This window comes from Gordonia gummivorans (genome assembly GCF_022513585.1).
In the GTDB taxonomy this organism is placed as follows: domain Bacteria; phylum Actinomycetota; class Actinomycetes; order Mycobacteriales; family Mycobacteriaceae; genus Gordonia.
Window position 1 is genome coordinate 44,522 of the sequence record NZ_JAKWBF010000004.1, and the last position, 13,691, is coordinate 58,212.

Annotated in this window: 13 protein-coding genes; 10 read left to right on the plus strand and 3 right to left on the minus strand. The window is 65.5% G+C overall.

The window, feature by feature from the left end; genetic code table 11:
* Positions 1-4: 4 nt before the first annotated feature.
* Genes MKW15_RS04395 through MKW15_RS04405 form a run of 3 tightly spaced genes read right to left on the minus strand, consistent with a single transcriptional unit; the run spans position 5 to position 3,040 of the window.
* Positions 5-1,078 carry an ABC transporter substrate-binding protein gene (locus tag MKW15_RS04395; protein ID WP_240856361.1) on the minus strand — a complete coding sequence of 358 codons (1,074 nt, stop codon included), beginning with the start codon at positions 1,076-1,078 and terminating at the stop codon, positions 5-7.
* Between the two features lie 25 nt (positions 1,079-1,103).
* Complete coding sequence (locus tag MKW15_RS04400; protein WP_240856362.1) at positions 1,104-2,042, minus strand: TauD/TfdA dioxygenase family protein; 939 nt, start codon at positions 2,040-2,042, stop codon at positions 1,104-1,106.
* 44 nt (positions 2,043-2,086) lie between these two features.
* The gene (locus tag MKW15_RS04405) at positions 2,087-3,040 is read right to left on the minus strand and encodes a TauD/TfdA dioxygenase family protein (protein WP_240856363.1); all 954 of its coding nucleotides are present in this window, start codon (positions 3,038-3,040) and stop codon (positions 2,087-2,089) included.
* Positions 3,041-3,283: 243 nt separating this feature from the next.
* On the opposite strand from MKW15_RS04405, the gene MKW15_RS04410 reads away from it, so the two are divergent.
* From MKW15_RS04410 to MKW15_RS04455, 10 genes are all read left to right on the plus strand, one after another.
* Positions 3,284-4,036, plus strand: coding sequence for an IclR family transcriptional regulator (locus MKW15_RS04410; RefSeq protein WP_240856364.1), 753 nt, complete (start codon positions 3,284-3,286; stop codon positions 4,034-4,036).
* Position 4,037: 1 nt separating this feature from the next.
* Positions 4,038-4,919 (plus strand): ABC transporter ATP-binding protein, encoded by an 882-nt coding sequence (locus MKW15_RS04415; protein WP_240856365.1) that lies wholly within the window; start codon positions 4,038-4,040, stop codon positions 4,917-4,919.
* Entirely contained in the window at positions 4,912-5,811 is a 900-nt protein-coding gene (locus MKW15_RS04420; RefSeq protein ID WP_240856366.1) for an ABC transporter permease, read from the plus strand. The genes MKW15_RS04415 and MKW15_RS04420 overlap by 8 nt, the downstream gene beginning before the upstream one ends.
* A gap of 27 nt (positions 5,812-5,838) precedes the next feature.
* Positions 5,839-7,176: an LLM class flavin-dependent oxidoreductase gene (locus tag MKW15_RS04425; RefSeq protein ID WP_240856367.1), complete on the plus strand. Its 1,338-nt coding sequence runs from the start codon at positions 5,839-5,841 to the stop codon at positions 7,174-7,176.
* Positions 7,177-7,405: 229 nt separating this feature from the next.
* Positions 7,406-8,335 carry a TauD/TfdA dioxygenase family protein gene (locus MKW15_RS04430; RefSeq protein WP_240856368.1) on the plus strand — a complete coding sequence of 310 codons (930 nt, stop codon included), beginning with the start codon at positions 7,406-7,408 and terminating at the stop codon, positions 8,333-8,335.
* Positions 8,336-8,581: 246 nt separating this feature from the next.
* On the plus strand, positions 8,582-8,959 hold the full coding sequence (locus MKW15_RS04435) for an ArsR/SmtB family transcription factor (RefSeq protein WP_240856369.1): 378 nt from the start codon (positions 8,582-8,584) through the stop codon (positions 8,957-8,959).
* Positions 8,956-9,444, plus strand: a complete 489-nt coding sequence (locus MKW15_RS04440) for an SRPBCC domain-containing protein (protein ID WP_240856370.1) — start codon at positions 8,956-8,958, stop codon at positions 9,442-9,444. The genes MKW15_RS04435 and MKW15_RS04440 overlap by 4 nt, the downstream gene beginning before the upstream one ends.
* A gap of 2 nt (positions 9,445-9,446) precedes the next feature.
* Positions 9,447-10,016, plus strand: coding sequence for a maleylpyruvate isomerase family mycothiol-dependent enzyme (locus tag MKW15_RS04445; RefSeq protein WP_240856371.1), 570 nt, complete (start codon positions 9,447-9,449; stop codon positions 10,014-10,016).
* 31 nt (positions 10,017-10,047) lie between these two features.
* Complete coding sequence (locus tag MKW15_RS04450; protein WP_240856372.1) at positions 10,048-11,493, plus strand: sigma 54-interacting transcriptional regulator; 1,446 nt, start codon at positions 10,048-10,050, stop codon at positions 11,491-11,493.
* Positions 11,494-11,503: 10 nt separating this feature from the next.
* Complete coding sequence (locus MKW15_RS04455) at positions 11,504-13,507, plus strand: vWA domain-containing protein (RefSeq protein WP_240856373.1); 2,004 nt, start codon at positions 11,504-11,506, stop codon at positions 13,505-13,507.
* Positions 13,508-13,691 lie beyond the last annotated feature (184 nt).

Below are 13,691 nucleotides of genomic sequence, written 5' to 3' on the forward strand. Positions count from 1 at the left end.
CAGTTCAGCGCTGCGGGGGAATGGGATTGCCGTTCTCGTCCGAGCCTGGGGGATAGGTGCCGTTCGCGTACGGGTTGAAACCGTTGGTGAACAGAGTCGCGACGTCGAGGCCTGGTTCGATCTGCCCGATCCGAACGCCCTCGTCGACCCAAACCTTGAACTCCTTCGGATCGATCACCCCGCCGGGCACCGGGATTCCCGCACTCTTCCACTGTGCGACGAACTTTGTGTTCTCGTTACGCCCACGCTTGTTGATGATCTCGGTGAGCTTGGCGACCACCTCCTCGCGAGGATGAAGCTGCGCCCACCGGACGGCTCGAGCGTAGCCCTGCACGAAATCGACGACAGCATCCTTGTTCTGTTCGATGAAGTCCTTGCGGAGGACGGTGGTCGAAATGGCCAGCGATCCGATGAGATCGGTGTCGCGGAACAGTTCGTGCAGCCCGCCTGCCTGCACTGCCACATCCTTGAAGATGGTGCCGAGATTGCCGATGTCGATCTGGCCGGAGCGCAGCGCCTGCTCGGTGTTGATGGGTGGCACCACGGTGAGGCCGACCTGCCGAATCTCGCCATCCGACAGCCCGTTTCGATGAAGCCAGGCGTTGATGACGTACTCGTGATAGGCGCCGAGGGTGTTGATCCCGACCTTCTTGCCGATGAAATCGCGAGGCGCCTTGATACCGCTGCCTTCCAGCGAGTAGTAGCCGGAGAACGTCTGCTGGTCGGAGCCCACATCCGAGATGACCGCGGTGATAGGTGAACCCGCCTGTTGGAGTTTGGCCACCGACCCGTTGAATGCGGCACCCACGTCGACCTGGTTGGTGGCGACGGACTGGATATCCTGCGGCCCACTCGTCGTGTCGCCGACCCACTTCAGTTTGATCTTGCTGAAATACCCCAGCGCGTCGGCCAATTCGTACCATCGAACCGCCGACGTCTGTCCCTGATACCGGATGACCACCTTGCCATCCTCGACCTGTGTCGCGTTGGGCGAGCAGGCGGTGACGACAGCCGCCGCCAAGGCGACGAGAGCGAGGAGGAACGCAGTTGCGCGGCGTGGACGCCAGGTGCGAGTCATGTTCGTATCTCCTGTCTCTGCCCGGTCAGTCACGCGCCACGAAGCGATCACCGGATACGGCCACCGATGGGCTGCCGTCGGGGCCAACGGGGACGTCACCCTCGATGGTTGTCCGGAACAGGGTCCGTCGAACGTCGAGGTGGTTGATGTCGCTGGGTGCCAGGTGTGCCGTGGCTCGGTTGTCCCAGACCGCGACACTGCCCGCACGCCAACGGAATCGAACCGTGTAGGCGGGGTTGGTCACCTCGTCGAACAGCAGATCGAGCAGGGCGTCGCTCTGGCGGCGCGAGTAGCCGATGATGCGGCTGGTGAACCCGGGTGTCACGAACAGGATCTTCTCCCCGGTCCGCGGATGGACCCGCACCACCGGGTGCTCGGCGACCAGCGGTGCGGAGGCCACCTTGCGCCCGTACTCGCTGGCGTCGGTGAACACCGGTTTGCGTCCTCCGAACCGATGTTCGGCGCGCAGTCCGTCGACGAGTTCCTTCAGCGACTCCGGCAGCCCCGCATATGCGGCAGCCAGATTCGTCCAACTGGTGTCGCCGCCACGCTCCGGTGCGACGTCGGCGCGCAGGATGGTCACCGCCGGTGGATTCACGAGCGGGGTGACATCGGTGTGCCATTCGCTGGTGTAGCTTGCGGCCTTGACCCCGAATTTGCGTTCGTACTCGCGGTTGTCGACGGTGAGGATCTGCGGGAACTCGGTGGGGGCGTCGTCGTCATAGGGGTGCGAGTCGGTCACCGCCCCGAAGATGCGCGAAAACGCGATCTGCGCAGCGTGATCGAGGTCGTGCTGATCCCGGAAGAACAGCACCTTGTGTGCGTGCAGTGCCGCGACGAGCGCGTCGGCGGTCTGCGGTGGCAGCTCGCGCGACAGGTCGATGCCGTCAACGTAGGCGCCGATGTTGCCTGCTGCGCGGTGCAATTCGAGATCGATGATGGTCGTGTCGTCTGTGATGGTCATGGTTGTCCGTTCGTGTTCGATGATGGGTTGGCAGGTAAGAAAACTCAGCGACGCGTCGACAAGAAGGGTTCGCCCGAGACGGAATTCGACTTTCGCCCATCGACTCCCACGGGTATGTCGCCCTCGACGGTGGTGCGATGCAACACCCGCACCACGTCGAGATGCCCGAGGTCGGTGGGGGCGAGGTGAATGGTCGCGCGGTTGTCCCACACGCCGACACTGTCGGGCGTCCAGGCGATCCGGACGGTGTAGGCGGGATTGGTGACCTCGTCGAACAGCAGGTCGAGGATGCGGTCGCTGCGCCGAGCGCTCAGTCCCACTATGCGGCTGGTGAATCCGGGGTTGACGTAGAGCAGTTTGCGGCCGGTCACCGGATGCACACGCACCACGGGGTGCTCGCTGATGATCGGTTTGTCCCGGGTGAGGCTCTCCGATTCCGATCCGTCGCTCCACTGGGGTGCCCGCCCGCCGAAACGGTTCTCGGCGTTGAGCCCTTCCAGGAATCGCTGCAGCGACGCAGGCAGATTGTCGTATGCGGCAGCGAGGTCGGCCCAGGTGGTGTCGCCACCGAACTCGGGTACCAGTTCCGCACGCAGGACTGTCACCGCCGGCGGATTGACCAGCGCGGTCACATCCTGGTGCCAGAAGCTGGCATAGCTGTACTGGCGCCCGCCCGCACGGCTCGCGTACGTCCGCGAGTCGACCTCGAGGATCTCCGGAAACCCGGCCGGCGACTTGTCGGTGTAGCCGAGCGGATGCGCACCGGTCACCGGGCCGTAGTACTCGGTGAAGCGGATCTGCTGGTCGTGATCGAGCCGTTGGTCGCGGAAGAACAGCACCTTGTGCTCGAAGAGTGCGTCCCGCAGCGCATCACCCACCTGGGCGGTGATGTCGTCCTTCAGGTCGATCCCGGATACCTCCGCTCCGAGGTAACCCGCGATGGGTTCGACGGTGAGCTGTGCGGTATCCGTCTGGCGGTTCTCGATGACTGAGGTCATGGTTGTTGTCTCCTGATCGGTGAGCCGTATCGGCGGTCTGGACTGCCGTTCTTCTCGACTATCGATCGGCGCCACACGGGCGCAAGGAGGGCATCCACATTGTGGAAACGAACGGCGATTCTCGGGCCAATCGGGTCGGAAAAGTTCACCCTGCACACAAGGATTCACCCGCATCGGTCTGTGGGTGAGCATTGGACGCGACAGCTCACCGCTGAGTGCCCACCGGTCGAGAAGGAGGCCATCATGGATCTGAACCAGAAGGCCCGCACCGGATCTCAGTCGGTCGAGCGGGCGATTGCCGTGCTCTTCGCCTTCGACGGTGAGGACGCGGCAATGTCGCTCACCGATGTGGCCGATCGGGTCGGTCTGCCCGTGAGCACCACTCATCGCATCGTCGGAGCTCTGGTCAAGGGTCGTCTGCTCGATCGGGGGGCTGACGGCAACTATGTGATCGGGCCCGGCATCGTCGACCTGGCCGCACGCGCATTGCCGGAACTCGATCACAGTGCGGCAGCTCCGCATCTGCATCAACTGGCGGCCGAGATCGGCATCACCGCGAGCCTGGGCATGGAGGTGAAAGGCGAAGCCGTGACGGTCTACTCGGCGCATCCGCCGATTCGGTGGTGCAACCAGCAGATCCCGGAACCGAGAACGGCGTTGGACACCAGCGCGATGGGGCAGGCGATCGTTGCCTTCCATGCCGGCGGTCGTCGGCCCGCACTGCGACGCGGCGCCGCGTCGTCCGACGTTCGCCGGCGGGGCTATTCGATGGCCACCACCGCATCGGGGGTGACCGCGGTGGCCGTACCGGTGTTCGACGGCGCTGGCCGGGTATGCGCGTCGATCGGCGTGCAGGCGCGCAGCGCACGGCTCAACCGGGAGTTGATCGGCCGGGTCGTACCGGTGATGAGGTACACGGCTCGCGCCTTGACGCCGGTGCTGGCGTCGGCCGATTCCGGCAGGACACAGATGGAACAAATACCGGGGGTGAGATGACATGACCGAGCAGACACCGAAATTGGAACTGCGCGGCGTACGCAAGGTGTTTCCGGCACGGGGCAAGCCAGACTTCCTCGCGCTCGCGGATGTGACCGTTGCCGCGCAGCCGGGCGAATTCTTGGTGCTCGTCGGCCCGAGCGGCAGCGGAAAATCGACGTTGCTCGACCTGATCGGCGGCCTGACCCGCCCGACGGCGGGGGAGATCCTGCTCGACGGCAAGCCGATCACCGGGCCCGGCCTGGATCGGGGCATCGTCTTCCAGCAGTACGCGCTGCTGCCGTGGCGGACTGCCCGGGCCAACATCGAATTCGGGTTGGAGGCCAAGGGGGTGCGGCGGCGGGCGCGACGGCAGATCGCCGACGAATACCTGGCGCTCGTCGGTCTCACGGGTTTCGGTGACCACTACCCGCACGAGCTCTCCGGCGGGATGAAACAGCGGGTCGCGATCGCCCGCAGCCTCGCCTACGAACCCGAGATCCTGTTGATGGACGAGCCTTTCGCCGCACTCGACGCGCAGACCCGGGAGGGTTTGCAGGACGAGCTGCGCAAGATCTGGCGGGCCACCGGCAAGACCATCCTGTTCATCACGCACGGCATCGATGAGGCCGTCTACCTGGGGAACCGGGTGGCCGTGCTGTCGGCGCGGCCCGGCCGGATCACCGAGATCGTCGACATCGACCTTCGTCGGGAGGGGATCGAGGACCTGCGGTCGTCGGCTCAGTTCCGTGAGTACCGCCACCATCTGTGGCTTGCGCTCCGGGCGCAGCGGGATGCCACGCAGCGGGATGCCACACAGCGGGATGCCACACAGCGGGATGCCACACAGCGAGATGCCGCACAGCGAAATGCAAGTGGTCTGGTGGGAGCGTCGAATGTCTAGCGGCGTGCAGTTGGCTCTGTCCGACAAGCACATCGAAGAGGCGACTGCTGTGCCGGAGACCACGGAGGACTCCGCCGCTGTGGTGGCCGAGGCGTCGGACGATCGAGCGGCGTGGTGGCATCGTGTGTCGTCGGTGGCGGGCAAGGGTGTGCGGGTGTCGCTGGTTCTGCTGGTGCTGGCGCTGATCTGGGAGGTTGCACCACGCATCGGCGCGGTCGATCCCACCTTCCTGCCGCCGGCGTCCACCGTTGCCCAGGCCCTGTGGGAGCTCATCGGCAACGGCCAACTGTGGCAGCATGTGTCGGCCAGTCTGAGTCGCGCCCTGGCGGGCTACCTGATCGCGGTGGCGATCGGGATTCCATTGGGCCTGCTCATCGGCTGGTACCGGCTCGTTGCCCAATGGCTCAACCCGGCGCTCGAACTGTTCCGCAACATCGCGCCGCTCGCATTGCTGCCGGTGTTCGTCCTCGTACTGGGGATCGGGGAGACCTCCAAGGTCGCGCTGGTGGTGTACGCGTGCCTGTTCCCGATCCTGCTCAACACCATCTCGGCGGTGCGTGATGTGGACCCGCTGCTCATCAAATCGGCTCGTTCGCTGGGTCTTTCGCCGGCACGTCTCTTCGCCAAAGTCGTGCTGCCGGCCTCGTTGCCGACGATCTTCACCGGGCTGCGCCTCTCGGCCGCGGCGTCGATCCTCGTGCTCATCGCCGCCGAAATGGTCGGGGCGCAATCGGGATTGGGCTTCCTCATCATGGCGTCGCAGCTCAGCTTCCAGATCCCGGAGATGTATGCGGGGATCGTCGCGATCGCGGTGGTGGGCGTCATCTTCAACGCGGTACTGGTGCTCATCGAACGGTACTTCACGCGGTGGCGGGTCGACCCCGGTCACTGAACCATGTCGAAAGGACAACAACACACCATGTCTCGTCAACTGCATCTGAATGCGTTCGTGCTCGGCGTCGGGCACCACGAAGCCGCGTGGCGGCATCCGCTGACAGATGAGCAACGAGTGCTGGACCCGCGGCACTACATCGAGGTCGCCCAGCTCGCCGAACGTGGGCTTCTCGATTCGGTGTTCTTTGCCGACATCCTCGCGGTGGGACCGAATGTCGCGCGCAACTCGCAGCAGGTGTTCGAGCCGATCACCTTGCTGTCGGCCATCGCCGGGTCGACCCAGAGGATCGGTCTCATCGCGACCGCTTCGACGAGCTACAACCATCCGTACACGCTGGCCCGTGCCTTTGCCTCGCTCGAGCACATCAGCGGCGGGCGGGCCGGATGGAACGTCGTCACGTCGGCGACCGCGGACGAGGCACGCAACTTCGGGTTCAACGGAACTCCCGAGCATGCGCAACGGTATTCGCGTGCAGAGGAATTCGTTGATGTCGTCACCGCGCTGTGGCACAGCTGGGAGTCCGACGCATTACGGCTCGACGTCGATGCGGCGTTGTTTGCCGACCCCGACAAGGTGCACACCGTCGACCACGTGGGCCCGCACTTCACCGTCCGCGGTCCGTTGAATTCGCCGCGTTCCCCGCAGGGTCGGCCGGTGCTGGTGCAGGCCGGGTCGTCGGAGTCGGGTAAAGACCTTGCGGCCAGGATCGCGGAAGTGGTGTTCACCGCGCAGCGCTCTGTTGCCGACGGCACCGCGTTCTACGACGACCTCAAGAACCGTGCGTCGCAGTATGGGCGGGGTCGCGACGAGATCGCCATACTGCCGGGGATCGTGCCGTACATCGGTGACACCGAGGCGCAGGCCCGCGAACTCGAGCACGAGTTCACCACGCTCATCTCGCCCGATTACGCGTTGCGACAGCTTTCGGTCTTCTTCGGGCAGGACCTGAGCGGGATCGCGCTCGACGACCGGTTGCCGCCCCTGCCGCAGGAGTCGGAGATCGAGGGCAACAAGAGCCGCTCGAGTCTCGTGCGTGCACTGGCAGAAGGTGAAGATCTCACCGTGCGGGATCTCATCGGCCGGCTCGGCGGCGGCCGCGGGCATCGGACCCTCGCCGGCACGCCGCAACAGATCGCCGACGACCTCATCGAGTGGGTGGATGCGGGTGCCGCGGACGGATTCAACGTCATGCCGCCGTACCTGCCCGGTGGACTTGAGGCATTTGTCGACAAGGTGGTGCCGATCCTGCAGGAGCGCGGGCGTTTTCGTACCGAGTACACGGGTTCGACGCTGGCGGGTCACTACGGTCTCGACGCCGCGGCGCGAGGCGAGGTTCGTGCGGCGTCGCCGGTGACCCGGTAATCCCGGCGCCTTTAAATCGTGCTGCGACAAATGCTGTGTGACAATCAAATCCTGCACTACAAAGGCGTGGTAGCCACTGCACAGCAACCGGAGGGAGAGCCGCGAACATGCGCCACCACGCGATGAACTGGTCGGACGGCTCCCATCACGGCTCTCCTCCCGAAGTTCCCGGATTCCGCGCCTGACCTGCACGATCCAACGTCATTTCTGACGACACAAGGGAACTCCGATGACAATCTCCATCTCTGACTCTGCCGTGCCGGCATCCGATCGGGGCGCCGCATCCGATCAGAATGCCGGCACCATCACCTCCGGCGTCGAACTCGACGTCGACGAATTCGGGCCCCACTTCGGTGCCGAACTGCGCGGCATCGACGTCGCGAACGCGTCCGACGACGAGGTCCGGGCGATCCGGCGGGCGCTGATCGACTACAAGGTCATCGTCCTGCGTGACCAGCAGCTCGACGACGCGGCCCATATCGATTTCGGGCGCCGCATCGGGGACCTCACCGTCGGACACCCGGTGTGGGACAGCGGTGACGTCCCCGACGAGGTGTACTCGCTCGACTCCGCCGACAACGGATTCGCCGACGTCTGGCACACCGACGTCACGTTCATGCCCCGACCACCACTCGGCTCGATCCTGCGTCCAGTTGTGTTGCCCCGCAACGGCGGTGACACCAACTGGGCCGACGCCGAACTGGCCTATCGGTCGCTGTCGGAGCCCATTCGTACGCTCATCGACGGCCTGACCGCGGTGCACGACGGCAGCCGCGAGTTCGGCTACTACCTCAAGCAGCGCCGTGGCGGTAAGGGCAACGAATGGGACGGTGCCGAGGTCACCGAACTGACCCCGGTCTCGCACCCGGTGGTGCGGGTCCATCCCGAGACCGGTCGCAAATCGTTGTTCGTCAACCCCGGATTCACCTCGCACATCGAAGGTGTGTCCGACGCGGAGAGTCGAGGCATCCTCGACCTGCTCTACGCACACCTGACCAAACCCGAGCACATCGTCCGACATCGTTGGCGCCTGGGCGATCTCGTGCTGTGGGATAACCGCAACACCGTCCACTACGCCAACCGCGACTACGGAGATTCGCGTCGCGTCATGCACCGCATCACGCTGCGTGGAGATGAGCCCGTCGGGCCGGTTGCCTGACTCGAAGGGTTACGTGACGGACCTCCACCGACCGTCGGAAATCTGTACCTGGGAGGTCGACCAGGTCCACAGTGCACGTGGTCAGACTGAGGCGTACAGGTAACTGACGGGGTGCTGGCCCCCTTTCCTCTTTTATTCAACCAAAGGGTTGACAACGACGTCGCGGAGGCGCAGGCTCGTACTCAACCAAACGGTTGAGTAACGGCACCGGGAGCGAAGCGATCGGGCCGAATGTCAGGAGATGACGTGGCAGACGAGTTGTCCAAGGTGTTCGCTGCGCTCGCAGATCCGACCCGACGCGACATGGTCGCCCGGCTCGCGGTCTCCGACGCGACGGTCAGCCAACTCGCCGAGCCGTACGACGTCAGCATCCAGGCGGTGTCCAAGCACCTCAAGGTGCTCGAGGACGCCGGACTGGTGACTCGCAGCCGTGCGGCCCAGACTCGCCCGGTCCATCTGGAAGCGGAGGTGTTCGACCTCATGACCAAGTGGATCGAGCGGTATCGCCGACGTGCGGAGGAGCGCTACCAGCGTCTCGACGTACTGCTGGCCGAACTGAACGAAGGCCCGTCAGGTGCAGCGCCTGGCGACGAACAACCACGAGCGAAAGGACAGGCGTCATGACCACCACCCGATACCCCGAGGCAACAATCGAGGCGGACAAGGAGGTGCCCATCATCCGCATCACCCGCGACTTCCGGGGCACCCCAGCGCAATTGATGAAGGCGCACACCGACCCCGAACTGTTCGTCCGCTGGGTCGGCCCGGATGCGATCAGCAGCCGGATCATCGACTGGGACGTGCGTGACGGCGGGAGTTGGCGTTACGTCTCCGAACACGACGGCCAGGAGTTCGGCTTCCGCGGCTGCTTCCACACGGTGTCGGACGACAAGATCGTCCAGACTTTCACCTTTGAAGGCATGCCCGACCAGGTCGCGCTCGAGACCCTCTGGTTCGAGGACCTCGGCGACGGCATCACCCGCCTGCATGCGCAATCGCTCTGCGACAGCTTCGAAGCCCGCGACGGCTGGCTCGCCTCCGGCATGGAGGTCGGGGTCAACGAAGGTTACACCGCACTGCAGAAGCTCATCGCCGACGGCGTGATCTGATCATGGCACTGGTGGAACTCTCTGCCGCGCAACGCCATCGGCAGGTGAGTGAGCGCTTCGGGGCCGTCGCGGACTCGGTCTCCGACTGGGACGCGCCGAGCCCGGTCGACGGCTGGGCGGCGCGCGACGTCGTCGGACATCTCGTCGAATGGTTCCCCGGCTTCCTCGCCGGCGGCGGTGTGGTGCTCGCCCCAGGGCCTGCCGTCGCCGACGATCCGGTGGCGGCCTGGGTGGCACATGCCGCCGCCGTCCAGGATCTGCTCGACGGTGACCGAGCCGACGAACAGTTCACCCATCCGATGGCCGGCACCCATCGTCTGGCCGACGCGATCGACCGGTTCTACACCGCCGACGTCTTCATGCACACCTGGGATCTCGCCGAGGCGGCCGGTGTCGACGCCGCCCTCGACCCCGCGTTCGCGCAGCAACTCCTCGACGGGATGGCGGGGATCGAGGACATGCTGCGGGCTTCCGGGCAGTACGGGCCGAGGGTCGAGGTGCCCGACGACGCGGACGTCGTCGTCCGCCTTGCCGGTTTCATCGGCCGCGATCCCGGGTGGCGGGAGAAATAGGGTCGGCACCGATCGCCGGTCGCGGAGTACCGTGGACGAGGTGCCAGAGGAGAATCTCATCACCAACACCTCCCAGACCACCGAAACCCGCCATCCGTCGCCCCGAACCGTCGGTGAGCTGCGCGCCAGCGGCCACATCCAGCGCAGCATCCGCGACGAGATCCGCAACAACCTGCTGACCGCCTTGCGGACGGGCGCCGATCCGTGGCCGGGCATCGTCGGCTTCGAGGGGACAGTGATCCCGCAGCTCGAGCGTGCCCTGATCGCCGGTCACGACGTCGTGATGCTGGGCGAACGTGGTCAGGGCAAGACGCGCATCCTGCGCACCCTGACCGGCCTGCTCGACGAATGGACGCCGGTGATCGCCGGCTCCGAACTCGGTGAGCATCCCTACGAGCCGATCACCCCGGCGTCGATCCGCAAGGCCGCCAACCTGCTCGACGATCTGCCGATCGAGTGGCGTCACCGCAGCCAGCGCTACAGCGAGAAGCTGGCCACCCCGGACACCTCGGTGGCCGACCTGGTCGGCGACATCGACCCGATGAAGGTGGCCGAGGGCCGCAGCCTCGGCGACCCCGAGACCATCCACTTCGGGCTCATCCCACGTGCGCACCGCGGCATCGTCGCCATCAACGAGCTGCCCGATCTCGCCGAGCGGATCCAGGTGTCGATGCTCAACGTCATGGAAGAACGCGACATCCAGGTGCGGGGTTACACGCTGCGGCTGCCGCTCGACGTTCTCGTCATGGCCAGCGCCAACCCGGAGGACTACACCAATCGCGGTCGGATCATCACGCCGCTCAAGGACCGTTTCGGCGCCGAGATCCGGACCCACTACCCGATCGAGCTCGACGACGAGATCGCCGTGATCGAGCAGGAAGCCGACCTCACCGCGACCGTCCCGACCTTCATCACGGAGATCCTGGCGCGTTTCACCCGCTATGCGCGTGATCATCCGTCGATCGATCAGCGGTCGGGTGTGTCGGCCCGATTCTCCATCGCCGGCGCGGAAACCGTTGCGGCAGCGGCATTGCACCGCTCCGCGGTGACCGGCGAGGAGCAGGCCGTGGCGCGGGTCGTCGACCTCGAGTCGGTGATCGAGGTGCTGCGCGGCAAGATCGAGTTCGAGTCCGGTGAGGAGGGTCGTGAGCTGGAGATCCTCGAACACCTGATGCGTAAGTCCATCGCCGACACAGTTCGTGCTCATCTCGGCGGCATCGACATGGCGCCACTGGTGGATGCGCTGGAGAGCGGCGAACCCGTCGTCACGGGGGATCGGGTCACGGCCGTCGACTTCCTCGGTTCGATCCCGTCGGCGGAAACCACGTCGGAACTGCTCGACGACATCGCCGAGCGCCTCGACGCCGAGGCCGACGGTGAGCGCGCGAGCGCCGTCGAACTCGCATTGGAAGGCCTCTACCTGGCCCGCCGGATCGGCAAGGAGGCCGACGAATCTGGTCAGACGCTCTACGGGTGAGGGAGTGAGCATGGCGCGCAAGAGCTTTCATCGATCTCGGTATCAGCGCTACAGCGGTGGGCCCGATCCGCTGGCGCCTCCCGTCGATCTGCGTGATGCGCTTGCCGAGATCGGCGACGACGTGATGGCGGGTGCCTCACCGCAGCGAGCGCTGCGGGAGTTCCTGCGTCGCGGCACCCCGGACATGCGTGGGCTCGACAAACTGCGCGAGCAGATCAATCGTCGGCGGCAGGAATTGCTCAAGCGCCGCAACCTCGACGGGACGTTCAACGAGATCCGCGAACTCCTCGACCATGCAGTTCTGGAGGAACGCAAACAACTCGCCCGTGACCTCGACGACGACGCACGTTTCGCCGAGATGCAGATCGGCAACCTGCCGCCGTCGACCGCGCAGGCTGTCGAAGAACTCTCCGAATACGACTGGCGCTCACCGCAAGCCCGCGAAGACTTCGAGAAGATCAAGGATCTCCTGGGGCGCGAAATGCTCGACCAGCGCTTCGCCGGCATGAAGGAAGCCCTCGAAGGCGCGACCGAGCAAGACCGCCAACGTGTTTCGGAGATGCTCTCCGATCTGAACGAGCTCCTTGAGGCGCATAATCGTGGTGAGGACACCACGCAGCAGTTCGACGAGTTCATGGACAAACACGGCGACTTCTTCCCGGAGAATCCGCGCAACACAGACGAACTCATCGACTCGCTGGCTCAGCGCGCCGCCGCGGCCCAGCAGTTCTACAACTCGCTGACGCCCGAGCAACGCGCCGAACTCGATCAGCTCGCGCAGCAGGCGTTCGGGTCGCCGGAACTGATGAACCAACTCGCGCAGATGGATTCGGCGTTGCGAGAGGCGCGTCCTGGTCTCGGCTGGGATGACGGGCAGTCGTTCTCCGGCGACCAGCCGATGGGGATGGGGGAGGGTGCGGCCGCTCTGCGCGACATCTCCGAACTCGACGCACTCAGCGAGCAGCTATCCCAGCAGTATGCGGGCGCGCAACTCGACGACATCGACCTCGACGCCCTGGCCCGTCAACTCGGTGAGGACGCGGCCGTCGACGCCCGGACCCTGCAGGAACTCGAGAAGGCACTCAACGAGCAAGGGTTCTTCGACCGCACCTCCGACGGGCAGCTCCGACTGAGCCCCAAGGCGATGCGGCAGCTCGGGCAGACCATCTTCAAGGATGTGGCCGAACAGCTTTCGGGTCGACGCGGAGATCGTCAGACCCGACGCAGCGGCCTTCTCGGCGAGCCGACGGGGGCCACTCGCGAGTGGGTGTTCGGTGACACCGATCCGTGGGACGTCACCCGCACGGTGTCGAATGCCGTGCTGCGCACCGTGTCCGAGACCACCGAGCCCGCGCTGACGACTGCCGAGATGGCGCGTGAGGGCGTACGCATCGACGTGCGCGACGTCGAGGTCGCCGAGACCGAGACCCGCACCCAGGCTGCCGTCGTGCTCCTCGTCGACACATCGTTCTCGATGGAGATGGAGGGCCGCTGGACACCGATGAAGCGCACCGCGATTGCGCTCAACCACCTGATCTCCACCCGATTCCGCAGTGACGAACTGCATCTCATCGCGTTCGGGCGGTACGCGCGGTCGATCGACATCGCCGAACTGACCGGGCTGCAGCCGCGGATGGAGCAGGGCACCAACCTGCATCACGCGCTGCTGCTCGCGCAGCGTCATCTGCGTCGCTTCCCCAACGCGCAGCCGGTGGTGCTCGTGGTGACCGACGGTGAGCCGACCGCTCACCTCGACCCCAGCGGCGAACCGTTCTTCTACTACCCGCCGCACCCGCAGACCATCGCACTCACCGTTCGCGAACTCGACCACGTCGCTCGTCTCGGCGCGCAGGTGACGTTCTTCCGGCTCGGGGAAGACCCGGGACTCGCGCACTTCATGGATCAGATTGCTCGTCGGATCGGCGGCCGGGTGGTGGCCCCCGACGTCGACGGGCTGGGCGCGGCCGTCGTCGGCGACTACCTCCGCTCACGACGGGGTCGCCGGCGCGGCTGACACTCCCGGTTGGCCTGCCCCTGACTCGAAGAGTTCGGTGACCGCCCCGCTGAGCTGCGGAAATGAGCCCCCGTCGTGCCCGCAAAATCTAGGGGAAGAACTTCTTCCCCGGGGTTCATAGTCGTCCGCGAGAATTTTCCGGGGGAGGACTCCAAGGGTAGGGGAAGAAGTTTCTTCCCCTACT